The sequence below is a fragment of the Curtobacterium sp. ISL-83 genome (genome assembly GCF_018613895.1).
Lineage (GTDB): Bacteria > Actinomycetota > Actinomycetes > Actinomycetales > Microbacteriaceae > Curtobacterium.
Genome location: NZ_JAGGPH010000003.1, coordinates 242,338 through 267,992, shown reverse-complemented (window position 1 = coordinate 267,992; position 25,655 = coordinate 242,338). Strand labels below are relative to the sequence as shown.

Sequence of the window (25,655 nt, the reverse complement as noted above, 5' to 3'; positions counted from 1 at the left end):
CGCTGATGGGTTGCGCCGGCTGACGGGCTGTGCTGGCTGACGGGCTGCACGACCTCACGCACTGCACGCCCTGACGGCACGGTCTGGCGGGCCGCACCGGCGTGACGGGGGCGAGCCGTGCCTCCCGTCCGACCGCGTGCACGAGGCCCCCGCGTCGATGACGGCGGAGGCCTCGTGGTCGTGCTGACCGGTGGATCCGGGTCGGTCGGCTGGTCCGGGTCGGTCGGCTACTCGTCCGAGCCGGCGGCGAGGATCTTCCGGCGGAGCTCGCGACGCTCGCGCTGGACGTCCGGGTCCGGCAGCGGCACGGCGGCGATGAGCCGCTGCGTGTACGGGTCCTGCGGGTCGCGCAGGATCTGGTCACGGGTGCCGACCTCGGCCAGGTGGCCGTGGTGCAGGACGGCGATCCGGTCCGCCAGGACGTCGATGACCGCGAGGTCGTGCGTGACGAACAGGCAGGCGAACGAGAACTCCCGCTGCAGGTCCTTGAGCAGCTCGAGGACCGTCGCCTGCACCGACACGTCGAGGGCCGAGGTCGGCTCGTCGGCGATGAGCAGCTTCGGCCGCAGGGCGAGCGCTCGGGCGATGCCGATGCGCTGCTTCTGGCCGCCGGAGAGCTCGTGCGGGAACCGCGTGGAGTAGGCCGTGGGCAGACGGACCGCCTCGAGCAGGGACTCGACCTCGCGCTCGAGCTCGCGGCCCTTCATGCCCTTGCCGAGCAGCAGTGGCTCGCCGATCGACTGGCCGATCGTCATGCGCGGGTTGAGCGAGGACGACGGGTCCTGGAACACGATGCCGGCGGTCTGGTGCACCTGGCGCACGAGCGACCGCGTCGGCTTCGACAGGTCGATGCCCGACACCGTGAGGGTGCCCGAGGTGATCGGCAGCAGCCCGATGGCGGCACGGCCGAGGGTCGACTTGCCCGAACCGGACTCACCGACCAGGCCGACGACCTCGCCCTCGTGCACCGACAGGTCGACACCGTCGATGGCGCGGAACGCCTTGACGCGGCCGCGGCCCGGGTACTCGATGACGACGTCCTGGAACTCCAGCACGGCCGGACCGAGCGTGGTGACGGCCTCGGTGTGCGTGACGGTCTCGTTGACGTGCACGGGGGTGTCCTGCTCGACGACCGCGGCGAGCGTCTCGGTGAGGTCGATCGCGACCTCACCGGCCTGGCCGAGGCGGGGCACCGCGTCGAGCAAGGTGCGGGTGTACTGGTCCTTCGGCGCGGAGAAGACCTCGCGCACCGAGCCGGTCTCGACGGCCACGCCCTGCTGCATCACGACGATGCGGTCGGCGAGGTCGGCCACGACGCCCATGTCGTGGGTGATGAGGAGGACCGCGCTACCGAGCTTGGCGGCGAGGTCACGGATGAGGTCGAGGATCTCGGCCTGCACCGTCACGTCGAGGGCCGTCGTCGGCTCGTCGGCGATCAGGAGCTTCGGGTCGCATGAGATCGACTGGGCGATCATCGCGCGCTGCCGCTGCCCACCGGACAGCTGGTGCGGGTACGAGTCGAACGCCTTCTGCGGGTCCGGCATCTCGACCATCGTCAGGAGCTCGATGGCGCGGACCTTGGCCTCGCTCGGCGAGATGCCGTAGTGGATGCGGATCGTCTCGACGATCTGCGACCCGACCGTGAAGACCGGGTTCAGGGCCGTCATGGGCTCCTGGAAGATCACCGCGATCTCCTTGCCGCGGTACTCGCGGAGCTGCGCCGACCGCAGTCCCAGGAGCTCGGTGCCCTGGAACTCGATCGAGCCGCGCACGCGGGCGTTCCGGGGCAGCAGGCCGAGGATCGACATGGAGCTCACCGACTTGCCGGAGCCGGACTCACCCACGAGGGCGAGGACCTCGCCCGAGTGGATCTCGTACGAGAGCTGCTTGACGGCGGAGGTCCACACGTCGTCGACGGCGAAGTCGACGTCGAGTGCGGAGACCTTGACGACGGGGGTCCTGGTGGCGGCCGGGGTGGTGGCCGCGGAGACGGGCGTGCTCAACGACGTCCGGTCCTTTCCCGGCCGTTCGTGACGGCCGCGTGGGTGGGGTGGGAAGTGCGCTGACGGCGGAGAAGCAGGCGACGACCTGCGACGATGGAGGCATGTCTGCCTCCCCGACGACGCGCGATGTGTTCGTGTCCAGGTTCAACCGCGGTCTCGCGATCGCCCTGTGGGCGATCGTCGCGCTGCTGTTCGTCACGACGACCGTGAACGCCGGCACCGGGAAGGCGTTCGCCCTCGCGCTGGTCCCGACGGCGTTCGGCGTGCTGCTCGGCTGGGTGGCGCTGTGGCGTCCGGCCATGCGCGTCGACGACGACGGCATCGAGGTCGTCAACGTCTTCCACACCGTGCGCCTGCCGTGGGCGGCGCTCGTGCACGTCGACACCCGGTTCGCCCTGGCGCTCGTCACGCCGAACCGGCGCGTGTCCGTCTGGGCCGCCCCGGCGCCCGGCCGCATCGGCGTCTCGATGGCCCGACGACAGGAGCAGCGTCACGGCACCGGCGTCCCGGATGCCGAGGACGGCAACCGTCGAGCCGGGGACCTGCTGGCCACCGCGTCGGGCGACGCCGCGTACCTGGTCCGGTCCCGCTGGGACGAACTCCGCGAGCGCGGCGCCATCGAACTGGGCACCGCTGCCACCGTGCGCGTGCCGGTGCGCGTGCACTGGGTGTCCCTCGTGCTGCTCGTGGCGACGGGCGTCGGTGGCTGGTTCGCCATCGCCGCGATCTAGACGAACCGTCGGGGACGTCACGCGCTGATCATCTCCGAGCCGGACGTGTTCGCCGGCTCGCGCGTCTTGCGGAGGCTGAACCGCTTCGAGCGGGGGTCGAACGCGTCGCGCAGGCCGTCACCGATGAAGTTCACGCACAGCGCGAGCAGCACGATGAACGACGCGGGCCACCAGAACAGGTACGGCCGGGTCTGGAAGGCCGACTGGTTCTCGCTGATCAGGAGGCCGAGCGAGGAGTCCGGCGCCTTGATGCCGTACCCGAGGTAGCTCAGCGCCGTCTCGAGCAGGATCGCGGAGGCGATGAGGAGCGTCGCCGACACGATGATCACGCCGATCGCGTTCGGCAGGATGTGGCGGAAGATGATCCGCACGTCGGACGCACCCGCGACCCGCGCCGCCTCGACGAACTCACGCTCGCGGAGCGACAGGAACTCGGCGCGGACCAGACGGGCGATGACCATCCACGACACCAGGCCGAGCAGGAGCGCGAGGCCCCAGGCGCCGAGGCCGTTCGCCGTCTTGCCGACCACGGCACCGATCACGATCGCCGGGATGACGATGAAGATGTCGGTGATGCGCATGAGCACGGCGTCGACGGTGCCGCGGAAGTACCCCGCGATGGCGCCGATGACCACGCCGATGAGCGTCGCGAACAAGCCGATGACGAGCATGACGAGCACGGAGTTCTGGATCCCCCGCATCGTGAGGGCGAAGTAGTCCTTGCCGATGCGGTCCTGACCGAACGGGTGGTCCGACGTCGGTGCGCCGCCGTTCTGCAGCGTCGCGAGCGCCTTGTACGAGTAGTGCCACCATCCCGGGATCGGGCCGAGGCCGACCGCGGACACGGCGAACACGAGCACGAGCACGTAGACGACGAGCGCCACGACCGCGAGCCGGTTCGCGAGGAAGCGGCGGAGGATGATGCGACCCTGGCTCTCGCCGAGCTGCTTCTCCTGCGAGTTCGGGGTGTTCCCGGCGTCCATGCCGTCGCCGATGTTGGGTTCGAGCGGTGCGCCCTGGATCGTGCTCATCGGATGTCCTCCCGGTGGTGCGCTGCCGTGGTCCCGTGGACGGTCGCGGCGGTGCGTCCTGCGTCGTTGCGGTGGGTGCGACCGGTCATCGGACGCGCACCCGCGGGTCGAGTGCCGAGTAGGCCAGGTCGGCGAGGAAGTTGAACGCGATGGCCGTGATCGCGATGACGAGGAAGTACCCCATCACCGGGTTCACGTCGGTGATCGACAGTCCGGAGTTGAACAGGTTGCCCATGCCGGAGATCGCGAACACGTTCTCCGTGATGATCGCACCACCGAGGAGCGCACCGACGTCGGTGGCGACCAGGGTCGCGATCGGGATGAGCATGTTCCGCAGCGCGTGCCGGACGATGACCGTGCGCTCCGGCAGGCCCTTCGCCCGTGCGGTGCGGACGTAGTCCTGGTCGAGGACCTCGAGCATGCCGGACCGTGAGTACCGCGTGTAGCTCGCGAAGCTGATCAGCAGGAGCGAGATCGTCGGCAGCAGCAGGTGCGTGTACGTGTCGATCCCGGAGATCCAGAAGTCGCCCGTCAGGCCTGGCGTCGAGGAACCGACGGTCGCGATCGGGCGCGACACGTAGTTGTTCGTGTAGTCGAGCCAGGAGCGCATGAAGCGGTCGAGCAGGATCACGCCGGCGCTGAGGAACGCGGTGAGCGCACCGATGCGCATCATGAGCCCGCGGTCGTGCCCGCCGAGGAAGAACCCGGTGGCGAGGCCGACGAGCACCGTGACGATCGCCAGGATGAAGATCGTGCCGCCCGACGAGATGTTGAGCAGGCCTTGCAGGGCGAAGTAGCAGATGATCGCGATGAGGACGTTGATCCCCGCGACGAGCCACGCACGACGGTTCTTCGTGCCGGCGAGCAGTGCGACCATCGCCAGACCGATCCCGGCGCTGAACAGGATCACGAACACGGGGCCGAGCGACGGGTTCGTGAACCAGCCGATGGCCTGCATGAGCAGGAGCATCCCGGCGGTGACCACGGCGCTGACGGCGAAGACGATCGCCCGCCGCTTGAGGATGCCGCCGACGATGAGCTGGACGATCAACCCGACGACGATCGCGATGAGCACGAGGTTCACCGGTGGGATCTTCGGGTCCGCCAGGAAGTTGTTGTAGTCGAGCGCGATGAACGACTTCAGCAGCACGGCCATCAGGAACGACGGCAGCGAGTACAGGAAGAAGCTCACGAGCGTGATCGAGTAGTCGAAGCCCGAGTACACGCGGAGGGCGGTCACGACGCCGAGACCGATGCCGAACACGATCGCCAGGATGAACGAGAACGTCACCAGCTGGATGGTCGAGCCGACGGCCTGCGGCAGCAGCTGCGCCACGGGCTGGTTGTGGAACGTGGTGCCGAGGTCGCACTGACCGATCACGCACTTCCCCACGCCGGTGATCCAGAGACCCCATCGCAGCGGCGGGATGATGTTGAGGTGCTGCGCCGCGGTCCGCGCTGCGATCAGTTGATCGCGGTTCGGCGAGTTGCTGCTCTGCAGATCAGCGAGGGGGTTCCCCGCGATCGCCGCCAGGTTGTACATGATGAACGACGCGGCGATGAGGATGAGGACCGAGACGAGGATCCGTCTCGCGATGAAACTCACCATGGGCGATGGGTGCCTCTCCGGTGTGGTGGATCGTGCGGCTGGGCACCCGATCGGGCGGCCCGAGCAGCAAGGGTAGTGGGTCCCGCACTGATGCCGTGTTCGGCAGCGCAGTGCGGCGCCGGGAAGGGCCCCGGCTCACGGGAGGGCGCCGGACTCGTCGAGTCCGGCGCCCCTCGTGTTCTGTTGCTGGTGGTGCGGTGTTCTTGCTGGAGATCCAGCTGGGTTCAGTGACCGGTCAGGTTACTTGGTCCAGTCCCAGACGTTCCAGAAGATACCGGTCTGGCCGCCGAAGTACTGGACGCCCTTGACCTTGGAACCGGTGGCGAAGAGCCCCGGGCTCTGGAACAGCGGCAGACCGTAGGCCTTGTCGAACGCGATCTTGTCGATCTGCTGCTTCTGGGTGTCGAGCTTCGACTCGTCCAGCGTGGACTGCGTCGCGACGGCGAGCTTCGAGGCCTCGGGGTCGGCGAACTTGTTGTAGTTGCCCGAGTTGTTCGTCTGGAAGAGCTGCGGGATCGCGGCGTTGCCGGCACCCGGGTTCACCCAACCGAAGATCGATGCGTCGTAGTCGCCGCCCGCGAGGAGCGAGGACCACTGGGCGGAACCGCCGTCGACGACCTTGATGCCGGCCTTGGCGGCCGAGGACTGGATCGCCTGGAACGTGTCCACGCGGTTCGGGTTCTCGGTGTTGTACAGGATCTTGATCGACGGGGTGGCGCCGTTCAGGAGCTGCTTCGCCTTGGCGATGTCGACCTTCGAGTAGTCGCTGGAGTCGTTGTTCTTGACCGACTCCTCGTAGCCCTTCTGACCCGGCAGGTAGAGCTGCGAGTCGAGGACCTTGGCGTTCTTGTTGATCGGCGTGACGATCGAGTTCAGGATCTGCTCACGCGGGATGGTGAGCAGGAACGCCTTGCGGACGTTCTCGTCCTTGAAGACCGACGAGCCGAAGTTCAGGTCGAGGTGGTCGTAGGCGACCTGCGACCCTTCCTCGACCTTGACGCCGGAGGCGGCGTCGAGGGCCTTGACGGTGTCCGCGGAGGCCTGCGGCTGGATCGCGTCGACCTCGCCGTTCTGGAGTGCCGTCACCTGGGCGTTGGCGTCACCGATGAAGCGGACGACGAGCTTGCCGAACTTGACCTTGTGGCTGCCCGTGTACTTCGGGTTCGGCACGAGGGTCATCGACTGCTTCGGGGTCCAGGCGGAGACCATGAGCGGGCCACCCGAGACGAGCAGCTTCTTGTCGCTCGGCAGGCTGGTCTTGTCGTAGCCCGTGTTGATGAAGTCCGCGACCTTCTTCAGCGTCGCGTTCGCCGGCGCCGGCTTGGCCGGGTTGCCGGCAGGGGTGTCCTTGAGCGCCTTGAGCAGGTCGCTCGTCGTCGTACCGGCCTCGGACGCGACGACGTGCGCCGGGAACTGGATCGGGTTGACGAGGTTCCAGTCGACGTACGGCTGCTTGTACTTCAGCGTGATCGACGTCTTGGTGATGTCCGACGGGTACTCCGTCTGGAACGGCGAAGCAGACGCGAGGGAGAAGTACTGCGTCCCGCTCGTCACCTTGCCGTCGGCGTCCTGCGTCGCGGAGTCGTAGTACCCGGAGGCCTGCGCCCAGCCGAGGAGCAGGTCGTCCGACGTGATCTCCTTGCCGTCAGACCACTTGGCGTCCTTGTTCAGCGTGTACTTGACGGTCAGCGGGTCGTCGCTGATCTTCTTCATGGTGCCGAGGTCGGGGTTCGGCGTGATCTTGTAGTCCGAACCCAGCGTCACGAACTGCGGCTGGGTCATGTAGTTGATCATGCCGTTCATGTCCAGGTTGCCCTGGGGGGTGTTGTAGTTGAACGACGTGACTTCGTTGACCTGCGCGACCGTGAGGGTCTTGTTCGACGCCGAACCAGTCTCGGTTGCGCTCGGAGTGGTGGTGCAGCCGGCGAGGACGACAGCGGCCGCCCCGGCGAGCGCGACGGCGCCCAGCAGCTGGCGTCCCCGCTTCTTGGTGATGTTCACTGGTGTGATCCTCCTGATGGAATGTGATCGAACAGCCAGGAGGCACAGCTCACCGGCGCGTTCGCAAGAACCATAGGTGCACGTCGGAGAGGCCCCAAAATCTCCGGAGAAGTTGTTACACATCGGAAACGTGGACGGCGGATCGTTGCGTGACACTGCTGTTCGTTGCGTCAGGACGGTGTCATACGCAACGCATGGGCTTGACGGTGCAATGGTTTCTGAACAGTCCTGCGCGGCACGCGAACGCCGCGGAACGCGCCGGGGACGCTCAGGTGAACGCCGGGCGAACCGCGGGTCGTAGCGTGGCGGGGTGCTCGCCACCGACATCCCACACCTGACCATCCCGTCCGCACCGACCGTCGTGGGTGACCCCCGCACCGACGGGACCGCCTTCGTCGCGGTGTCCCGGCCCGACCTCGACACGGACACGTACCGCTCGACGATCGAGCGCGTCACCGCCTCCGGCACCGAACGGTGGACCTCGGGCGACCGGGACTCCGCGCCCACCCTGTCCCCGGACGGCCGCTGGCTCGCGTTCCTCCGCGCAGTGGAGGACGAGCACGGCACCCGACGGGCACAGCTCGCCGTCATGCCCGTGCACGGCGGCGAGGCGCGTGTCCTCACCGCGCTCCCCCTGGGCGCCGGCTCGCCGGTCTGGTCGCCGGACTCCACCCGGGTCGCGGCGACCGCCCGGTTCCCCGAGCCCGGCCGCTACGGCGCGAGCACACCGGCCGCCGAGGCTCCGCGGCTGATCAGCCGCCTCGACTTCCACGTCGACGGCACCGGGTACCTGCTCGACCGCCCGCAGCAGATCGTGGTCGTGGACGTCACCGACCCCGGTGCAGCCCTGGTGTCGGCGCCGCTCACGAGCGCCCCGTGCTCCCTCGACGCCCCCACCTGGTTCCCGGACGGCACGGCGCTGCTCGTCGCCGCGCCTCGTGACCTGGGCGCCCGCGAGACCCACGACGAGGACCTGTACCGCGTCGACGCCTCCGACGGCCGACTCGCGCTGGCCGTGCGGACCGAAGGGTCGGCCGGCGCCAGCGTGTTCGCGGGCGACGGCACCGTGTACTTCGTCGGGGCGTCGCACGCGGACGGCCAGCTGGTCGGGGAGCCGGAGGGGCTCTGGGCCGCACGGCTCGGCACCGGCACCGGGGCCGGCAGCGATGTTGCTGCCGTCCCGCTGACCGCGCGCGAGAGCGTCCACGTCACCGGCGCTCCGGTCGTGCACGGGGACGACGTCCTGGTCGCGGTGCTCGACCGCGGGACCGTGGGCATCCGGCGCGTGCCGACGCCCACCACCGCGCCGCTCGGTCTGGACGCACTCCCCGTCGTCCTCGGTGGCCACACCGTCGTGTCCGACTTCGCGGTCGACGGGGACGTCCTGCTCGCCACCGTCGCGACGCCGGAGACCCCCGGGGAGGCGGTGGTGGTCGACCTGGCCGCCTCGGGCGCTGCCGGAACGGGCCCCGGCACCGACACAGGCGCCGGCCACGCGCTCACCGACCTCGGCGCCGCTGCCCGGGCCGGCGGTGTCCGACGCATCGAGGAGGTCACCGGCACCTCGCCGGACGGCACCCCCGTGCACGGCTGGGTGGTCCTGCCCGACGGCGAGGGCCCGCACCCCGTCCTGCGGGTCGTCCACGGCGGACCCTTCGGGCAGGACACGTGGGCGTTCTTCGACGAGGCCCAGGTGTACGCGACCGCCGGGTACGCCGTCGTGATCGGGAACCCCCGCGGTTCGGCCGGCTACGGGCTCGAGCACGGGCGCGCCGTGATCGGGGCGATGGGGACGGTCGACGTCGACGACGTCCTGGCGCTCCTCGACGCGGCGCTGGAACGCCCGGACCTCGACGGGGACCGCGTGGGGATCATGGGCGGCTCGTACGGCGGCTTCATGACGAGCTGGCTGGCAGCGCACCACGGGGACCGGTTCGCCGCCGCGTGGAGCGAGCGAGCGGTCAACGCCTGGGACTCGTTCGCCGGCAGCTCGGACATCGGCTGGTTCTTCGCGGATGCCTACGTCGGCGCCGACCCCGAGGAGCAGCGTCGGCGCAGCCCCCTGACGTACGCGTCCCAGGTGACGATCCCGTTCATGGTCGCGCACTCCGAAGAGGACTGGCGCTGCCCGATCGAGCAGGGACACCGGCAGTTCGTGGCGCTCCGCCGGGCCGGGGTCGACGCGTCGTTCCTGGTCTTCCCGGGTGAGGGACACGAGCTGTCCCGCTCCGGACGCCCGAAGCACCGGGTGGAGCGGTTCGAGCACGTGCTCGCCTGGTGGGCCGAGCACCTGCCGGTGCGCTGAGCCGCGCGGCGGACGGGAGGCACGGGGCGCCGCCGCCCCGTGCCTCCCGTCCGCGCCGTGGTCGATGACCCGGGTCTCGTGCACCGCGGCAGGACGCGGGCCCGTGGGCACGCATTCCGTCGCGCACCCCGAGAGACTCGGCTCCGGACCGTGGCCGGCGCTCGGCCGCGGGCCGGCGCGAGCCAGCCCGGGCCGGGCCGGGCCCGGCTGGGCCCGGCTGGGCCCGGCCCGGGCGGCCCGAGCCGCTACGCGAACGCCTCCACCGGGGGGCACGCGCACACCAGGTTGCGGTCGCCGTACGCCTGGTCGATCCGACGGACCGGCGGCCAGTACTTCCGCCCGCTGATGCCCGGCAGCGGGTAGACGGCCTGCTCCCGTGAGTAGGCGTGCGCCCACTCCCCCGTGATCACCGACGCCGCGGTGTGCGGCGCGTGCACGAGCGGGTTGTCGTCCGCGGGCCACTCGCCGCGCTCGACGGCCGACGCCTCGGCGCGGATGGCGAGCATCGCGTCGACGAACCGGTCGAGTTCGGCCAGGTCCTCGCTCTCGGTCGGCTCGACCATCAGCGTGCCCGCGACCGGGAACGACATGGTCGGCGCGTGGAACCCGTAGTCGACCAGACGCTTCGCGACGTCGTCCACAGTGATGCCGGTCGACTCGCGCATCGGGCGCAGGTCGAGGATGCACTCGTGTGCGACGAGCCCGGACTCGCCCGTGTACAGCACGGGGAACGCATCGCGCAGGCGAGCCGCGATGTAGTTCGCGCCGAGCACGGCGACCTCGGTCGCGCGGGTGAGGCCCTCGAGCCCCATCATCCGGACGTAGGTCCACGTGATCGGCAGGATGCTCGGGCTGCCGTACGGTGCCGCGCTGACCGGCCCGCCCGCGTGCGCGAGTCGGTCGGGGTCTCCGGACGGTGCCGCACCGGTCCGACGGTCGGCCTGCTGCGCGAACGGGTGTCCGGGCAGGAACGGTGCGAGGTGCGCCTTCGCCGCGACCGGCCCGACGCCCGGACCGCCCCCACCGTGCGGGATGCAGAACGTCTTGTGCAGGTTCAGGTGTGAGACGTCCCCACCGAAGTCGCCGAACCGGGCTTTCCCGAGGAGCGCGTTGAGGTTCGCCCCGTCGACGTACACCTGGCCGCCGGCGTCGTGCACGGCGTCGCAGATCTCGCGGATGTCGTGCTCGTACACGCCATGGGTGGACGGGTAGGTGATCATCAGCGCGGCGAGGCTGTCCCGGTGCGCGTCGACCCGTGCGCGGAGGTCGTCGAGGTCGACGTTGCCGTTCTCGTCGCACGCCACGACCACGACCGTCATGCCCGCCAGCACGGCCGACGCGGCGTTCGTGCCGTGCGCGCTCGACGGGATGAGGCACACGGTGCGCTGGTCGTCGCTGTTCGCGCGGTGGTACCCGCGGATCGCGAGCAGACCGGCGAGCTCGCCCTGGCTGCCCGCGTTCGGCTGCACCGACACGGTGTCGTACCCGGTGACCTCGGCGAGCCACGTCTCGAGGTCGCCGATCATGTCGAGGTACCCCGCGACGTCCTCCTGCGGGGCGAACGGGTGGATCGCGGCGAACTCGGGCCAGGTCACCGCTGCCATCTCGGTGGCCGCGTTGAGCTTCATCGTGCAGCTGCCGAGCGGGATCATGCCGCGGTCGAGCGCGTAGTCCTTGTCGGCCAGGTGCTTGAGGTACCGCATCATGCGGGTCTCGCTGCGGTGGGCGCTGAACACCGGGTGCGTCAGGTACTCGCTCGTCCGCTGCAGGGCCGACGGGAGACCCGTGGTCGCGTCCCGGACGGCGGTCTCCGTCTCCGTCTCCGGCACCGTCACGTCGTCGACACCGAGGACCGTGGCCAGGGCAGCGACGTCGTCCGGTGTGGTGGTCTCGTCGACGGAGACCTGGAACGTGTCGGCGTCGACCAGGTGCAGCAGGTACCCGGCGTCGCGGGCGGCGGTCACGAGGGCCTCGGCCCGACCGGGCGCACGGAGCGTGAGGGTGTCGAAGTACCCCGCGTGCACGACCTGGACACCGGCACGGGTCGCGACCGCGGCGAGCGCGGACGTCGTCCGGGCGACGCGGTCGGCGATGAAGCGGAGGCCCTCGGGCCCGTGGTAGACGGCGTACATCGAGGCCATCACGGCGAGGAGCACCTGCGCGGTGCAGATGTTGCTCGTCGCCTTCTCGCGGCGGATGTGCTGCTCGCGCGTCTGCAGGCTCAGGCGGTAGGCCATCTGCCCGTCGGCGTCGAACGACACCCCGACCAGGCGGCCGGGGAGCTGCCGCTCGAGTCCGGCGCGGACGGCGAGGTAGCCGGCGTGCGGGCCGCCGAAGCCGAGCGGGACGCCGAAGCGCTGGCTCGTGCCCACGGCGACGTCGGCCCCGAGGTCACCGGGGCTGGCGAGCAGCGTCATCGCGAGCAGGTCCGCCGCGACGACCGCGATGCCGCCGGCGGCGTGGACGCGCTCGATGGTGCGGGTCGGGTCGACGATGCGACCGGAGGCGCCCGGGTACTGCAGGACGACGCCGAACGCGCCGACGAGCTGGTCGTCCGTCGGGCCGGCCGCGACGTCGAACCCACGGAGTTCGATGCCCACGGCGTCGGACCGGTGGTCGAGCAGCGCCCGGGTCTGCGGCAGCAGGTCGGTGTCCACGAGGAACGCGTCCCCCTTGACCTTGGAGGCGCGGCGGGCGAGGAGCATCCCCTCCACCACGGCGGTGCCCTCGTCGAGCATGGAGGCCCCGGCCGTCGCCATGCCGGTCAGGTCCGACACCATCGTCTGGAAGTTGATGAGGGCTTCGAGTCGGCCCTGCGAGATCTCCGGCTGGTACGGCGTGTAGGCGGTGTACCAGCTCGGATTCTCGAGCACGTTCCGCTGGATGACCGCGGGCGTGTGCGTGCCGTGGTAGCCGAGCCCGATCATCGCGCGCCGCACCGTGTTGCGGGACGCCTTGGCACGGAGCTCGGCGAGCGCCTCGGTCTCCCCGATCGCGGCCGGGATGGAGGACCGCGTCACCGGTGCCGCGTGGATCGCCGCGGGGATGGCAGCACGGACGAGGGCGTCGAGGGAGGGCTGCCCGACGGCTTCGAGCATGAGGCGCTGGTCGGCCGAGGTCGTCCCGATGTGCCGGTCGGCGAAGGTCGTCTGGAGGTTGTCCGTGTCCGTGTCCGTGGACAGCTGGTCGCGGGCGGTCATGCGATGGACGCCCGGTACGCGTCGTGGTCGAGCAGACCGTCGGGCAGGCCGGCGTCACCGAGGGTGAGCTTGACGAGCCACCCGGTGCCGAACGGGTCCTGGTTGACGGTGTCGGGTGCGTCCACGACGGCGTCGTTCACGGCGACGACCTCGCCGCTGACGGGCGCGAACAGCTCGCCCACGCTCTTGGTGGACTCGATCTCGCCGATCTGGTCGCCGGCGGTGGTCGCGGTGCCGACGGCGGGGAGCTCGACGTAGACGACGTCCCCGAGCTGCTCGGCGGCGTGGTCCGTGATGCCGACGGTGACGGTGTCGCCCTCGACGAGCAGCCACTCGTGGTCCGCGGTGTAGTGGAGTGCGGTCTGGTCGGTCATGGGCTCAGCCTTTCTGAGGGCGGCGGTAGAAGGGGAACGCGGTGACGGTGCTGGGGATCGCTGTCCCGCGGACGTCGATGTGGAGGACCTGTCCCCCGTCGGTCGCGGCGGCGACGGCGGTGGGCTCGACGTACGCCATCGCGACGGGGTGGCCGAGCGTCGGCGAGAGCGCGCCGGACGTGACGACGCCGACGACCGCGCCGTCGAGCAGGACCTCGTACCCGGCGCGGGGAGCACGGCGGCCCTCGGTGACGAGGCCGACGAGCACCCGGGCGTCGGGGGCCGGTTCGACGCCGTCCTGCCCGACGAAGGTGCCCTCGGCCGCGACGACGCGCCCGAGGCCGGCCTGGGCGGGGCGGACGCTCGTGTCGAGCTCGTGTCCGTACAGCGGCATCCCGGCCTCGAGCCGCAGGGTGTCCCGGGCGGCGAGCCCGGCGGGCACCACTCCACGGTCGGCACCGGCCTCGAGCAGCGCGTCCCAGATCGCCGTTGCGGCGGCCGGGTCGCAGTAGATCTCGAACCCGTCCTCGCCCGTGTAGCCGGTCCGTGCGATGAGCACGTCGGCGTCGTCGAAGGTCGCGTGCAGCACCCGGTAGTACCGCAGCTCGTCGAGCGGGGTCTCGGGCTGCAGCCGGTCGGCGACGATGAGCGCGTCGAGCGTGCCCGCAGCGGCCGGGCCCTGGATCGCGACGAGCGCAGTGGTGTCGGAGTCGTCCGAGACCAGCACGTCGAACCCGTTCGCACGCGCGGTCAACGCGGTCACCGCGACGTCGCGGTTGCCGGCGTTCGCGACGACGAGGAAGACGTGCTCGTCCGTCCGGTAGACGACGAGGTCGTCGAGGATCCCGCCGTCCGGCGCGAGCAGGAGCGAGTACTTCGCACGACCGACGGTCATCGCGCCGAACGAGCCGGCGAGCGCGTGGTCGAGGAACGCGACCGCGTCGGGACCGGTCACACCGATCTCGGCCATGTGCGACAGGTCGAACACACCGGCGGCCTGACGGACGGCGTGGTGCTCGGCGAGGTCGGACGAGTAGCGCACGGGCATGCGGTACCCGGCGAAGTCGGTGAAGGTGGCACCGGCGGCTTCGTGCGCGGGTTCGAGGGGGGACGAACGCATCGTGGAGTTCTCCTGGCATCGGCAGGGCCCGACGACCATCGTCGGGTGGAACTCCCCCTCTGTCATGTGCCTGAGAGTTTCACCGCGGCCCGTGAGGTCCGCGGCTTTCACCGTGGGCGAGACGCCGTCGGCCCGGTGGGCACCGTACGTCTGCTTTTCAGAGTGGCCTGTCCGCTGCGGTGTGGGACCTGAGAGATTGACGGGGGGATTGCTCCTTCGGTGCCGTGCACGCGCCCGGTGGTGCTCGTGGCGTGGTGCTCGGCGTCTCCCGCGGCGGATGCGCGGCCGTGTTCAGTTGTCGGGCACGAGCATACCGATCCCGCGTTTCGAGCATGTGAACCGGGCAGCCGTTCGACGTCTCGTAGAATGCCCGGATGGCAGGACAGCGGTCGCGCCCCCGGGGGCAGCTCGAACAGGCGGTGTTGGACGCCCTCTGGTCCGCGGGGTCCGGGCTGACCGCGCGCCAGGTCCTCGACGCGTTCCCCGAACCCCGTCCGGCGCTCACCACGGTGCTGACCGTGCTCGACCGGCTCGGCCGCAAGGGCCAGGTGGAACGGCAGCAGCACGACGACGCACCGCTCACGTTCCGTGCCGCGAACAGCCGCGAGGAACAGACGGCATCGCTGATGTCGAACGCCCTCGCCGCCGCGACCGATCGCGAGGCCGCCCTGCTGCAGTTCACCGGGTCGCTCGCCTCCGACGACCTCGACGTGCTCCGCCGCGCCCTCGACGCCCGACCGCGTCCCTGATCGACAGCGGCACCGTGGTCGTCGTCGGAGTCGTGCTCATCGCACTCGCCCTCGCGGTCGTGGTCGTCGCTCCGCGGGTCCTGACACGCTCCGCATGGACGATCGACCGCCCCCGGACGGCCCTGGTGTCGTGGTCCGTCGCAGTGCTCGTCGGCGTCGTCGGGTTCGTCGTCGGCATCGCGCTCGTCGTCGTGGCGAACCGCCCGGTCACGGACCCGTTCCGCCTCGGCGACTCCCCCACGCACGGCCTGAACCTCGGCGTCGCCCTGCTCGCCGTGCTCGCGTTCGTGATCGCCGTGCGGGTCCGCCCCGGCCCCGAGCACGAGGCCGTCCGCGCGGCGATCCGGTCCGGTGCCGCTCCCCACCGCGAGGTCGACGGCACGCTGGTCGCCCTCGTCGAGGCGGACCACGCGCTCGCCTGTGCGGTCCCCGGCAGGTCCGGCGGCGTGCTCGTGAGCACCGGGCTGGCGGACCGCCTCCGGACCGACGAACTGGAGGCCGTGGTCGCCCACGAACGCGCCCACCTGTCCCAGCACCACGCGGTCGCCGTCGGGATCGCCGAGTCGATCGAGCGTGCGGTCCCGTGGGTACCGGGGGCGCGCGCCATGGCGCGCTCCACGCGCGTCCTCGTGGAGTTCGCGGCCGACGACGCCGCGGCGCGGCGCGTGAGCCGCGACGCGGTCCGCCGGGCGTTGCTCGTCGCCGACGAGACGAGCGCGCTCGCGGTGATCCGCGCCTCCCGGCTGCAGTAGGCCCGCGTCGGTGGCGGGGCATATGGTGATGGGACCGTGAAGCCACTGACCGAAGCAGACATCCGTTCGTCGTTCGTCAACGCGACCCCCGAAGAGCTCGCGCAGCTGCCCATCCCCGGGCTGCACGAGACGCTCTGGGACGACCGTGAGTTCCTCGGCTGGCGTGACCCGCAGGCCGCGCGCCGCGGGTACGTCGTGTCCTGGATCGACGACCGACCGGTCGGCATCGTCGTCCGGTCCGCGGGCGGGTCCCTCCGCCCCGGGATCGCCGCGATGTGCTCGTTCTGCCACTCGCCGCAGCCCGCGACGCAGGTCCGTCTGTTCTCGGCTGCCCGCGCGGGCGAGGCCGGTCGGAACGGCAACACCATCGGGACCTACATCTGCGAAGACCTCGGCTGCCCGTTGCTCATCCGCACGGCGCCGCCGCACCTCAACCCGCCGGCCACCATCGCCATGCGCGGTGAAGCGCTGCTGCAGCGCGTGCAGAACTTCACCGCAGACGTGGCGAAGACCGACTAGATCGCCCGGGTGTAGCCGTACAGGTCGTCCTGGCGACCGTTCACCCACAGGTCGGGGCCGTCCGGACGGGCGACCCGGAGCGTCCGGTTGTACGCCTCGTCGACGACCGACCCCGTCCAGCCGCCGCTCCGGAGGCGCGCGGCCAGTGCGTCGAGGTCACCGCCGTACTCGAACGACAGCTCGACGCCGGTCCGGTCCGCACGGTGCAGTGCCACGCCACCTCCGCCCGCGGCCGTGAAGTCGATCCAGACGCCGCTGTCCGAGCTCAGCCGTCGTCGGAGCGACAGTGCCTCGAGCACGGCGGCCGGCCCGTCGAGGTCCTGGCCGTACCAGACGGGCAGGACGGTGAGGCCCGATCCGGAAGCGGACGCCGCCGACACCGCTGCCGACACCGCCGACGCGACGGCCGCGGACGTCGTCGTCACGGTGCAGGCGATCGGCGCGTCGACAACGAGGATCGTCCCGAGGTCGTCGGTGTCGACGCGTCGGAAGACCGCTCCGACCGTGGTGAGCGTCGCCGCGAGCGCGTCGAGGTCGTCCGTGCGCAGGGTGATCTCGGTCCGCTCGTCCGCGGTGGTCGCCACACGGTGCACCGCCAGGAGGCCGTCGCCGGCGAACTCCGACCATGAGTCGTCACCGCCGGGGACCGGGTCGAGTCCGAGTGCGACCGCGAGCGCGTGCCACGCGTCCGGTTCGGTCGTGTACTGGATCTGCTGCACGGTGATCGTCATCGGGTTCCCCCCTCGGAGTCGGACACGTAGGCGGCAGCGATGCGCTCCACGAGCGCCGACAGGGACACGCCCTCGTCGATGGCGCGGTGCTTGAGGTCCCGGACCAGGTCCGCGGGCAGGTACACATTGAACTGCACCTTCGATGCGCTGGCTACCATGCTAGCAATCTAGCCACCGATGCCCAGTCTGTCCAGGGTCGGCCACGCGCTCCCGCAGTACGGTGGCGCGATGCGGTTCAGCAGCGCGCGGTGGGCGGTCGTCACCGAGGAGGGCGACGGCCGGTGGCGTCTCAGCCTCCGCGACGAGGCCGACGATGAACTCGGGGCCCTCGGACTGGGCGTCGAGGGGCCGTGGGACCCGGACGTCGAACCGCACGTGGCGTTCGTGCTCGTGCAACTCGGACTCACCCTGCGGGGGTCGCGACCGTGGCACGAGGACGAGCTCGGCGACCAGCGGGCCCCGGTCCTGCCCCTGGGCTGAGTGGGGCCCTTGCGCCTCACTCGGTCGCGGCGACGAAGTTCCGGAGGATCTCCCGATCGTCGTCGGCGCGCATCGCCCAGACGAGCTCGCTCCGGTGCTCGTCGCCCTCGAGCGGGAGCAGCACGACGGTGTCCGGCGCCGCCAGGGTGGCACTCTCGGGGGCGACCGTCACACCGAGCCCTGCGCCGACGAGGTGCAGCACCGTGGCCCAGGTCGTCGCCTCCTGCACGACCTCGGGCCGTCGCCCGGCGGTCATGACCGGAGCCGTGTTCCGCTCGGTCGCGACGGTGCCGGCCTCCGGGGGGAAGAACACGAACGGGTCGTCGACGAGTTCGGCGCCGCGGATCGACGCTCGGTGCGCGAACCGGTGCCCGCGCGGGACCGCGGCGACGAAGCGCTCGGACCGGAAGGGCAGGAACCGCACGGCGGGGTCCGGGTCCGGATCGCGGACGATCGCGAGGTCGAGTTCGCCCCGGAGGAGCCGGGCGAGCAACCGCGAGCTGTAGCCCTCGGTGAGGCCGACCTGGACCAGTGGGTAGCGCGCGCGGAAGGCCTGCACGCGCTCGATCGGTCCGAGCGGGAGCGCCGACACGACGAACCCGACGTCGAGCCGACCGACTTCGCCGCGGCCGACCCGCACGACCTCGTCGAGATCCCGCTCCGCGAGCTCGACGAGCGAACGCGCACGTCCCTGCAGCACCCGACCCGCGGGCGTCAGCGCCACGCTCCGCGACGTCCGGACGAACAGGTCGACACCGAGTTCGCGCTCGGTCCGCCGGATCTGCTGCGACAGCGCGGGCTGGGCGATCCGGAGACGGTCAGCGGCACGGCCGAAGTGCAGTTCGTCGGCGACCGCGAGGAACGCCCGCAGGTGCTTGAGGTCGACGTCGGGTACCCGATTCATGCATCGAGCCTATCGATCAGCGTGAACGAGTATTGGACCTGACTGGTCCCCGGCAAGAGGATGGAGCTATGCCCGACGTCATGCCGACCCTCTTGATCACCGACATCGCCACCACCGCCGACGCCGAGGCGTTCCGCCTGCTGAACGAAGCGTGGATCACCCGGTTCTTCACGCTGGAGGACGAGGACCGGAAGCTCCTCGGGGACCCCGTCGGTCAGATCGTGGAGCCCGGCGGCGCCGCGTTCGTCGCGCGGCTCGGGGACACCGTGATCGGTTGCATCGGCATCGTCCCCGTCGCTCCGGGGGTCGTCGAGCTCGTGAAGATGGCGGTCTCGCCGGACCACCAGGGCCACGGGACCGGTCGGCAGCTCATCGCCGTCGCACTCGAGCGTGCGCGCACGCTCGGTGCCCGCCGGGTCGTCCTCGAGAGCAACGCGCGTCTCGCCAGCGCCGTGCACCTCTACGAGGCGTTCGGGTTCCGGCACCTCGGCCACGACGAGGTCGCGCCGAGCCCCTTCGTCCGCGCCGACGTGCACATGGCGCTCGACCTGGACTGAGCGAGCCGCACCCGGATCGGCGCCCGTCGGCCCGCTCAGCGCGCCGCGGCGACGAGCTGCTGCGCGCGCTGGTGCGACACGTGGAGCAGCGGTCCGATCTCCCGCACCGTGAGCCCTGATTCGTGGAGCACGAGCGCTGCGGCTGCTGTCTCCCTGGCTGCTTCGACGCGAGTGCGCTCGGACTCTTCCCGGAGGACCCGGGCGCGCTCGAGGTGCGCACGAGCTGCTTCGGGCATCGCGATCTCGATGTCGAGCTCGAAGGAGTCCGCGTCTCGGTCGAGCATCAACGACAGCCAGTCCCGCGCCATCATCTCGATCTCGCGCTCGCGCCGCGCCTGGGTCCGCACTTCTCCATCGATCAGGATGACCCAGTACCGCCCATCCCGTTCGGCTCGCACGGTGTGTCGACTCATGCCTGGCCGCCCCTCTCTCGTTCGCAGGTCCGGAGGATGGACTGCGCGGTTCGTTCTCGTACTTCGCGATGTCGTGGAACAGCGATCTTCAGTGCCCCGAAGAGGAAGAGATCGTGGTTGCCGCCGTGGCGGTCGAACCGGAAGTCGACGCCTCTCCCCCGCGCCGCCCGTTCCAAGCGTTCGAGGAGCACCGCCCGCTTCACGGTAGCTGTCCAACCGCGACTGGGCAAGCTTGTCTATCGGAAATAGGCAGAGGGGATCGAGGGGCTCGCATGAATCGACGGTGTCGGCTCCAGCGACCTCGAAGGTCCGCGACGACGGGATCGGTGGACAGCGCTCCACGGTTCCGCAGGTGTGGAGGACGGGCCGCTCGCAGAGCAGCACCACCGAGCGGACGCGTGCCGACCCGCCGGACGCGACCCGCGCCTCCAGGCCGGCGCGCAGCCCGCCGATCAGGCGGTGTGCCAGACCAGCGCCTCCTGCGTGCTCGACGGGTACGCCGCGGCGATCCGGAGCACCGCCTCGCGCAGGGTGTCCGGCGAGCACGCCAGGTTGAGCCGCGCGAACCCGCGCCCCTGGGACCCGAACCCCAGCCCCGAGTTCAGCGCCACGTACGCGTGCTCCCGGAGCGGCACCGCGGGGTCGTCGCCGAGTCCGATGCCCCGGAAGTCGAGCCATGCCAGGTACCCCGCCCGCGGCCGGGAGTACACGACACCGGGCAGGTGCTCGGCGAGGAGCTTCGCGAGCAGCCGTTCGTTCGCGACGATCCGGGCGACGACATCGTCGAGCCAGTCGGTCGCCAGGGTGAACGCGGCGAGGTTGGCGTGCAGCCCGAGGATGCTCGTCCGGCACGCCACCTCCTCCCACAGGGTGTCGAGGAGCGCCGCGGTCCGGTCGTCCCCGGCGACGATGATCGAGCACTTCACCCCGGCGAGGTTCCACCCCTTGCTCGCCGAGGTGACGCACACGTTCCGCGCCACGACCGGCTCAGCGACGAGGGCGAACGGCGTGAACTGCACGCCGGGGTGCGTCAGCGGGGCGTGGATCTCGTCGCTGATCACCAGCACGTCGTAGCGGGCGGCCAGGGCGGCGAGCGCCTCCAGGTCGGCACGGTCGTGCACCAGACCGATCGGGTTGTGCGGGTTGCAGAGCAGGAACACGCCCACGCCGCTCGCGAACGCCCGTTCGAGCCCGTCGAGGTCGAGCCGGTAGACGCCCCACCGCTCGAGCAGCGGAACCTCCTCGACCTGACATCGAGCCTCGTGGACGAGCTCGAAGAACGGCGGGTAGACCGGCGGCGTGATCGCGACCCGGCCGCCGTCGGGCAGCGCGAGCCGCAGCGTCTCGACGATCCCGACACTGACGTCGGTGGCCAGGTGGACCCGCGACGGATCGAGCTCCCAGCCCCACCGGTCAGCGGCGAACCGGGCGAACGCGGGCGCGAGCGGTCCGGGGCCGTCGAGGTACCCGAGGTCCGACTGCTGCACGCGCTCGATGAGGGCCTGCCGGATCGCCGGGGCGACGTCGTGGTCCATCTCCGCGACGAAGAGCGGCAGGACATCGGGCGCGTACCGCGTCCACTTGATGCTCGTGCGGACCCCGCGCAGCGTGCCGACCGGGTCTTCCTCGTCGTGCGCCATGCGTCCCAGCATGCATCGGACGGGAGGCACGGCGCGACTCCACGCGTCATCCCGCGTCGTCTTCGGGTGGCGTCCGGCGGGGCGGACGGCGCGGGGTGGACGGCGTCGGCCGGACGGCGTCGGCCGGACGGCGTCGGCCGGACGGCGTCGGCCGGTCGGCGTCGGCCGGACGGCGTCGGCCGGACGGCGTCGGCGGCTCCGCCTACGCTCGGCGGCATGACCACGAGCACCGCCGACAAGGCGTCCACCCTCAAGAGCCTGCACGAAGCCCCCGAGATCCTCCGCGTCGTGAACGTGTGGGACGCCGTCAGCGCCAAGGTCGTGAGCGACCTGCCCGGGACGCGGGCGATCGCCACCGCCGGACACTCGATCGCCGCGTCGTTCGGGTACGCCGACGGCACGATGCCCCTCGACCTCGCCATCGCGGGCGCCGCCACGATCGCGGGCGCGACGGACCTGCCGGTCACCGCGGACCTGGACGACGGGTACGAGGACCCCGCCGAGACGATCCGGCTCGCGATCGCCGCCGGCATCGTGGGCGCGAACGTCGAGGACCGGCTGCGGCCGTTCGACGAGGCCGTCGCCCGGGTCGCCGCGATCACCGCTGCCGCTCAGGCAACGGGCGTCGACTTCCAGCTGAACGCCCGCACCGACGCGATCGTGCGCGGGGGCGACCGTCCGATCGACGCGAGCATCGAGGACGCGATCGCCCGCGGGAAGGCGTTCCTGGACAACGGGGCCGCGCTCGTCTTCGTCCCCGGTGCCGTCCAGCGGGACGTCGTGGAACGGCTCGTCGCCGGGCTCGGCCGTGGCAAGCTCTCGGTGATCGGCCTGCCGGGCGCCCTGCCCGCGGCGGAGTACCAGGCACTCGGCGTCGCCCGGATCTCCTACGGCCCGCTCCCTCAGCGCGTCGCGTTGCGGGCCCTGCGGGACCTGGCGACCGACCTGTACGCCGGCGGGGTCGTGCCGGAGGACACCCCGACCCTCAACTGACGCAACCGGCGGACGGGAGGCGCGTGGCGGCGCCGCCACGCGCCTCCCGTCCGCCCCGTGGTCGCGACGCGCTAGCGTCGTGCCATGAGCCTGGACGTCGACGCGCTGCTGGCACCCCCCTCCCCCGTGGCCGCTCGTGCCCTCGACGTGGTCCTTGCCTGGTCGTCGCCGGCCCTCGTCAACCACTGCCTGCGCTCGTGGGCGTGGGCGTCGCTCCTCGCACCGACGATCGACCTCGACCCCGACCGTGAGCTGCTGTTCGTCGCGACGATGCTCCACGACCTCGGCGTGACGCCGTCCTTCGACGCCCACACCGTGCCCTTCGAGGACGCCGGCGGCGCCGTCGGCTCAGTGTTCGCAGTCGGAGCCGGATGGGATGCGGTCCGGGCCCGCCGCGTCGGCGAGGTCGTCGAGCGGCACATGTGGACCGCGGTCGACCGGGCGATGGACGTGGAGGGGCACCTGCTCGAGGTCGCCACCTCGCTGGACGTCTCCGGCGTTGGATTCGACCTCCTGCCCGCCGAGTCGCTGCGCGCGGTGACCGCCGCCGTACCGCGTCTCGACTTCTCCGCGGCGTTCGACGGACTCGTCCACGAGCAGGCGGGTCGGAAGCCTGACTCCAGCGCAGCCCGCCTCGACCGGTCCGGCAACGTCGCCGCCGGAGGCGCACGCTGGGACGCGTTCCTGGCCTCCTGACCGACGTCGCCCGTTCCTTCGCGGGCCACACTGGACGTTCTGTCGGTCCTGCCGTATAGTGTTCGTTTGGTGCACTGCTGCGAACCCATCTGACTCGCGCACACCAACCCGTCTCGAAGCCGATCCATCCCGGACCGCATTCCCACGAGACCAGCTCGATCCCACCGGACGAGCCGCACGTCGAAACGCGACGTGCACGCCCCGCACTCGATGCGGACGGCGGACTGAGACGTCCTGCCGCCACCGAGTTGCCTGGGTCCCGAATCACCAGGAAGTACAGCACCATGACGAACAACGAACGCATCACCGTGATCGGAACCGCACTCGCGGCTCCGACGACCACCCCCGACCGCATCGCCGAGTTCCCCGTCCAGGACGTGTGGACCGGCCGTGAGTACCTCGTGCGCATCGCCGCCGACGGCCTCGACACCCCCGTGATCCCCGGCGCCCGCGTCGAGGTCCACGGCGAGACCGGCTGGACCGTCCCCGGACGCTCCTGGCGCGGCGAGGCCAGCCGGACGCTCCTGCAGGCGCAGGACGTCGCGGCCGGTGAGCTCCTGCTCGCCGCCTGATCCACCAGAACGACGAAGCGCCACCGGGAATCCCGGTGGCGCTTCGTCGTCGTCGCGTGTACCGCTGGTGTGCGGTCAGTCCCCCGCTGGGTGGTCGTCCGACTCGTCGGCACCGACGAAGCGGCGCCCTCCGTCGGCGTTCACCGGCTGCTCGACACCGACGAACATCGCCGCATCACGCAGGTGTCGAATGAACACCGGGTCCTCGGGTTCCAGCTCGTCGTCCGGCGCTTCGCTGACCACGATCTCGCTCGACGGTCCGACGAGCACCGTCGTGTGGGTGATCGCACCGTCGGGCGCGACCGCCGGGACGGCCACCGTGTCCGTTCGGGCGTTCGCACCGAGAACTGCCGCGTAGTCCATCACCGCGTCCGCGATGAGGTCACCGGTCAGGATGGTGCTGCCCTCGTAGTTGATGTACTTCACGTTGCCTCCCTCGTCCAACACGGTAGGGCGACGGGCTGCGCGCGGGCCGCAGGGTGTGCGTTCCGCGGCCAGGGCAGTGCTGATCGCCCAGGAGAGAGGAGACCGTCGTGCAGACACATCGCGCCTCGGCGCTGCTCCGTGCCGCGCGCCGTGACATCGGCGTGAGCGCGGCCTCGCTCGCGCGTCTGGCAGGCATCGGCGAGGGCGCGTTGACCGCGTACGAGGAAGGGGCCGCTCGCCCCGACCCGGAAACGCTTGCCTGTGTCCTCGCTGCCGCGCAGACCCGCCCGAGCATCCCGCTCGTCGTGCATGCCGACGACATCGTCGCCGAAGCACATCGCTTCCACCTGGCGAACGTGCGGGTCTTCGGCTCCGTCGTCCGTGGCCAGGACACCCCGCGGAGCGACATCGACCTCCTGGTGACGCTCGGACCGGACGCCTCGCTCTTCGACCTCGGCGGCTTCGCACACGCCGTCGAGGAACTCACGGGGTTCGCCGTCGACGTCCTGACCGATGACCTGGACGACGAGTACTTCGTGCACGTCCTGGACGAGGCCGAGCCCCTTTGAGCGCTCCGGTCAGTACTCACCCTTGATGACGAAATCCCGGATCTCGGGTGCCCGTTGTTGCCGGATGGTGTCATCGTTGATTCTGCGCGGTTCTACATGGTGTCGAGCGTTGGCGCGAAGTGCGGCGCGATGGGAGTTTTGCGGACTAGCTGCGGACTACGAGCGCATCCGCCGGAGCTGCGACGGGGCGTCTCCATCGCGCTTGCGCTTGCGGCCCAGGGAACGGGCTGACTGCTTCCACGCATCGCGTGGCTGCTGCGTCCAGGCTTTGACCTCGGAGGGCCAAAAGCGGTGGCGGTTGCCAACACGAAAGGACGGGAACAGGGGGTCGTTGCCGAGTTGGTACGCCTTGTCCGTGGAGATGCCAAGCCACGACGCGAGGCCGTGAACGTCGAGGGCTCTTTCGCTGATCGAGATGTCTTCCACGGGTGCAACGTACGTGGGCAGCCACTCGGCGCTGGGATGTCCAAGACATCGGGCATGTCTGCGACTACGGGCTACTCGGCGGCAGCGTGTTCACGCCATCCAAGGCGGCAGCCAGCTCTCCGCGGAGCTTCGCCACGATGCGCTTCTGCGACGGCTCGAGCGCGTCTAGGGCACGGCCAGCCACGCTCGCGGCCTGTCCGAGACGGATCAGCAGCTCTCGTCGTTCGAGCATGTCGGTGGCGCGCTCGACGCCGATCCACTCGCGCAGCTTGTCGAGGTGGGGCCGGCGGTGCTTCTCGAACATCGCGCGAACTTCGACTGGCCCTAGGTGATGGTCGTTCCCCTCGAGGTCAGTAAGCACCGTGCCGTTGAGCATGTCTTCGTTGAGCTTGCGTTCCTCGGCCTCGATCTCCGTCAGCAGCTTGTCGGGGAACTTCGTGGCAGCAGTCCGGACCATGAGCTCTGTGGTCGGCCACGGGACGATCAGCTCACCGTCGTGGAGCACAGCGGGATCTGCCCTCAACTCGTCCTGAGACAGCCCCAGCAGCCGCGCCGTGGCCGGTACGTCGTGGATGACGCTGGTGCCGCCGACGTCCGCGTTGAATTCGGCAATCTCGAGTGGGATCAGCTTGATGAAGACGTGCTCTGCGGTACGCCGTTCGAGCCGCTCCGGGGTCCAAGCTTGAACAGCCCGGAGCCGTCGATCGAACTCGATGTACTCGTGGCGGTCCTCCCACAGCACCTCGAGGCGAGCCGGTGGGACCCAGCGGCGCTCTCCCTGCCACTCATCGGCAAGGAGCTCAATCCGGACACGGAGTGGGCGCTTGTCTCCGACAGCGAGCACAACCGCCTCA

26 protein-coding genes and 1 riboswitch are annotated in these 25,655 nt (G+C 70.7%); of the genes, 11 read left to right on the top strand and 15 right to left on the bottom strand.

Features of this window, described 5'->3' with window-relative positions:
- Window positions 1-227: 227 nt before the first annotated feature.
- Complete coding sequence (locus tag J7E22_RS02745; protein WP_214978603.1) at window positions 228-2,003, bottom strand: ABC transporter ATP-binding protein; 1,776 nt, start codon at window positions 2,001-2,003, stop codon at window positions 228-230.
- A 101-nt stretch (window positions 2,004-2,104) separates the two neighbouring features.
- Between J7E22_RS02745 and J7E22_RS02740 the strand changes: the two genes are divergently transcribed.
- Window positions 2,105-2,734 carry a PH domain-containing protein gene (locus J7E22_RS02740; RefSeq protein ID WP_214978601.1) on the top strand — a complete coding sequence of 210 codons (630 nt, stop codon included), beginning with the start codon at window positions 2,105-2,107 and terminating at the stop codon, window positions 2,732-2,734.
- Window positions 2,735-2,751: 17 nt separating this feature from the next.
- Here J7E22_RS02740 and J7E22_RS02735 read toward each other — a convergent pair whose 3' ends face one another.
- The 3 genes from J7E22_RS02735 to J7E22_RS02725 form a co-directional block, all read right to left on the bottom strand.
- Window positions 2,752-3,717, bottom strand: a complete 966-nt coding sequence (locus J7E22_RS02735; protein WP_214978789.1) for an ABC transporter permease — start codon at window positions 3,715-3,717, stop codon at window positions 2,752-2,754.
- Between the two features lie 133 nt (window positions 3,718-3,850).
- The gene (locus tag J7E22_RS02730) at window positions 3,851-5,374 is read right to left on the bottom strand and encodes an ABC transporter permease subunit (RefSeq protein WP_214978599.1); all 1,524 of its coding nucleotides are present in this window, start codon (window positions 5,372-5,374) and stop codon (window positions 3,851-3,853) included.
- 240 nt (window positions 5,375-5,614) lie between these two features.
- Window positions 5,615-7,375, bottom strand: coding sequence for an ABC transporter family substrate-binding protein (locus J7E22_RS02725; protein WP_308159120.1), 1,761 nt, complete (start codon window positions 7,373-7,375; stop codon window positions 5,615-5,617).
- A 310-nt stretch (window positions 7,376-7,685) separates the two neighbouring features.
- On the opposite strand from J7E22_RS02725, the gene J7E22_RS02720 reads away from it, so the two are divergent.
- A complete protein-coding gene (locus J7E22_RS02720) occupies window positions 7,686-9,680 on the top strand; it encodes a S9 family peptidase (protein WP_214978596.1) in 1,995 nt (664 codons plus the stop codon).
- A gap of 245 nt (window positions 9,681-9,925) precedes the next feature.
- Here the strand turns inward: J7E22_RS02720 and gcvP are convergent, their stop codons facing one another.
- Genes gcvP through gcvT form a run of 3 tightly spaced genes read right to left on the bottom strand, consistent with a single transcriptional unit; the run spans window position 9,926 to window position 14,374 of the window.
- The gene (gene gcvP, locus J7E22_RS02715) at window positions 9,926-12,880 is read right to left on the bottom strand and encodes an aminomethyl-transferring glycine dehydrogenase (RefSeq protein ID WP_214978594.1); all 2,955 of its coding nucleotides are present in this window, start codon (window positions 12,878-12,880) and stop codon (window positions 9,926-9,928) included.
- Window positions 12,877-13,254, bottom strand: a complete 378-nt coding sequence (gene gcvH / locus J7E22_RS02710) for a glycine cleavage system protein GcvH (protein WP_214978592.1) — start codon at window positions 13,252-13,254, stop codon at window positions 12,877-12,879. Before gcvH ends, gcvP begins: the two co-directional genes overlap by 4 nt.
- Window positions 13,255-13,258: 4 nt before the next feature.
- Window positions 13,259-14,374, bottom strand: coding sequence for a glycine cleavage system aminomethyltransferase GcvT (gcvT, locus tag J7E22_RS02705; protein WP_251008601.1), 1,116 nt, complete (start codon window positions 14,372-14,374; stop codon window positions 13,259-13,261).
- A 49-nt stretch (window positions 14,375-14,423) separates the two neighbouring features.
- Window positions 14,424-14,545: riboswitch (glycine riboswitch) on the bottom strand.
- Between the two features lie 203 nt (window positions 14,546-14,748).
- Here gcvT and J7E22_RS02700 point away from each other — a divergent pair.
- The 3 genes from J7E22_RS02700 to J7E22_RS02690 are packed head-to-tail and all read left to right on the top strand — an operon-like array spanning window position 14,749 to window position 16,394.
- Window positions 14,749-15,123, top strand: a complete 375-nt coding sequence (locus tag J7E22_RS02700; RefSeq protein ID WP_214978590.1) for a BlaI/MecI/CopY family transcriptional regulator — start codon at window positions 14,749-14,751, stop codon at window positions 15,121-15,123.
- A 14-nt stretch (window positions 15,124-15,137) separates the two neighbouring features.
- Window positions 15,138-15,875, top strand: coding sequence for a M56 family metallopeptidase (locus J7E22_RS02695; protein ID WP_214978588.1), 738 nt, complete (start codon window positions 15,138-15,140; stop codon window positions 15,873-15,875).
- A 36-nt stretch (window positions 15,876-15,911) separates the two neighbouring features.
- The gene (locus J7E22_RS02690; RefSeq protein ID WP_214978586.1) at window positions 15,912-16,394 is read left to right on the top strand and encodes an FBP domain-containing protein; all 483 of its coding nucleotides are present in this window, start codon (window positions 15,912-15,914) and stop codon (window positions 16,392-16,394) included.
- Here J7E22_RS02690 and J7E22_RS02685 read toward each other — a convergent pair.
- Window positions 16,391-17,125, bottom strand: a complete 735-nt coding sequence (locus J7E22_RS02685; protein WP_214978584.1) for a hypothetical protein — start codon at window positions 17,123-17,125, stop codon at window positions 16,391-16,393. The two genes, J7E22_RS02690 and J7E22_RS02685, sit on opposite strands and share 4 nt — an antisense overlap.
- On the bottom strand, window positions 17,122-17,283 hold the full coding sequence (locus J7E22_RS02680) for a CopG family transcriptional regulator (RefSeq protein WP_214978581.1): 162 nt from the start codon (window positions 17,281-17,283) through the stop codon (window positions 17,122-17,124). The genes J7E22_RS02685 and J7E22_RS02680 overlap by 4 nt, the downstream gene beginning before the upstream one ends.
- Window positions 17,284-17,353: 70 nt before the next feature.
- On the opposite strand from J7E22_RS02680, the gene J7E22_RS02675 reads away from it, so the two are divergent.
- Window positions 17,354-17,605 (top strand): hypothetical protein, encoded by a 252-nt coding sequence (locus tag J7E22_RS02675; RefSeq protein WP_214978580.1) that lies wholly within the window; start codon window positions 17,354-17,356, stop codon window positions 17,603-17,605.
- A 16-nt stretch (window positions 17,606-17,621) separates the two neighbouring features.
- Here J7E22_RS02675 and J7E22_RS02670 read toward each other — a convergent pair whose 3' ends face one another.
- A complete protein-coding gene (locus J7E22_RS02670; RefSeq protein WP_214978579.1) occupies window positions 17,622-18,509 on the bottom strand; it encodes a LysR substrate-binding domain-containing protein in 888 nt (295 codons plus the stop codon).
- 68 nt (window positions 18,510-18,577) lie between these two features.
- On the opposite strand from J7E22_RS02670, the gene J7E22_RS02665 reads away from it, so the two are divergent.
- Window positions 18,578-19,066: a GNAT family N-acetyltransferase gene (locus J7E22_RS02665; protein ID WP_214978578.1), complete on the top strand. Its 489-nt coding sequence runs from the start codon at window positions 18,578-18,580 to the stop codon at window positions 19,064-19,066.
- Window positions 19,067-19,101: 35 nt separating this feature from the next.
- On the opposite strand, the gene J7E22_RS02660 is transcribed toward J7E22_RS02665, so the two are convergent.
- Both J7E22_RS02660 and J7E22_RS02655 read right to left on the bottom strand, forming a co-directional pair.
- On the bottom strand, window positions 19,102-19,479 hold the full coding sequence (locus J7E22_RS02660) for a hypothetical protein (protein ID WP_214978577.1): 378 nt from the start codon (window positions 19,477-19,479) through the stop codon (window positions 19,102-19,104).
- A gap of 452 nt (window positions 19,480-19,931) precedes the next feature.
- Window positions 19,932-21,119, bottom strand: a complete 1,188-nt coding sequence (locus J7E22_RS02655) for a MalY/PatB family protein (RefSeq protein ID WP_251008600.1) — start codon at window positions 21,117-21,119, stop codon at window positions 19,932-19,934.
- A gap of 216 nt (window positions 21,120-21,335) precedes the next feature.
- Between J7E22_RS02655 and J7E22_RS02650 the strand changes: the two genes are divergently transcribed.
- From J7E22_RS02650 to J7E22_RS02640, 3 genes are all read left to right on the top strand, one after another.
- Entirely contained in the window at window positions 21,336-22,112 is a 777-nt protein-coding gene (locus J7E22_RS02650) for an isocitrate lyase/phosphoenolpyruvate mutase family protein (protein WP_214978575.1), read from the top strand.
- Between the two features lie 84 nt (window positions 22,113-22,196).
- The gene (locus J7E22_RS02645) at window positions 22,197-22,808 is read left to right on the top strand and encodes an HD domain-containing protein (RefSeq protein ID WP_214978573.1); all 612 of its coding nucleotides are present in this window, start codon (window positions 22,197-22,199) and stop codon (window positions 22,806-22,808) included.
- A 284-nt stretch (window positions 22,809-23,092) separates the two neighbouring features.
- On the top strand, window positions 23,093-23,380 hold the full coding sequence (locus J7E22_RS02640; RefSeq protein WP_214978571.1) for a hypothetical protein: 288 nt from the start codon (window positions 23,093-23,095) through the stop codon (window positions 23,378-23,380).
- A 75-nt stretch (window positions 23,381-23,455) separates the two neighbouring features.
- Here the strand turns inward: J7E22_RS02640 and J7E22_RS02635 are convergent, their stop codons facing one another.
- Window positions 23,456-23,806, bottom strand: coding sequence for a hypothetical protein (locus tag J7E22_RS02635; protein ID WP_214978569.1), 351 nt, complete (start codon window positions 23,804-23,806; stop codon window positions 23,456-23,458).
- Window positions 23,807-23,913: 107 nt separating this feature from the next.
- On the opposite strand from J7E22_RS02635, the gene J7E22_RS02630 reads away from it, so the two are divergent.
- Window positions 23,914-24,375: a nucleotidyltransferase domain-containing protein gene (locus J7E22_RS02630; RefSeq protein ID WP_214978567.1), complete on the top strand. Its 462-nt coding sequence runs from the start codon at window positions 23,914-23,916 to the stop codon at window positions 24,373-24,375.
- A gap of 156 nt (window positions 24,376-24,531) precedes the next feature.
- Here J7E22_RS02630 and J7E22_RS02625 read toward each other — a convergent pair whose 3' ends face one another.
- Window positions 24,532-24,801: an AlpA family transcriptional regulator gene (locus J7E22_RS02625; protein ID WP_214978565.1), complete on the bottom strand. Its 270-nt coding sequence runs from the start codon at window positions 24,799-24,801 to the stop codon at window positions 24,532-24,534.
- A gap of 64 nt (window positions 24,802-24,865) precedes the next feature.
- Window positions 24,866-25,645, bottom strand: coding sequence for a hypothetical protein (locus tag J7E22_RS02620; protein WP_214978563.1), 780 nt, complete (start codon window positions 25,643-25,645; stop codon window positions 24,866-24,868).
- Between the last annotated feature and the right edge of the window lie 10 nt (window positions 25,646-25,655).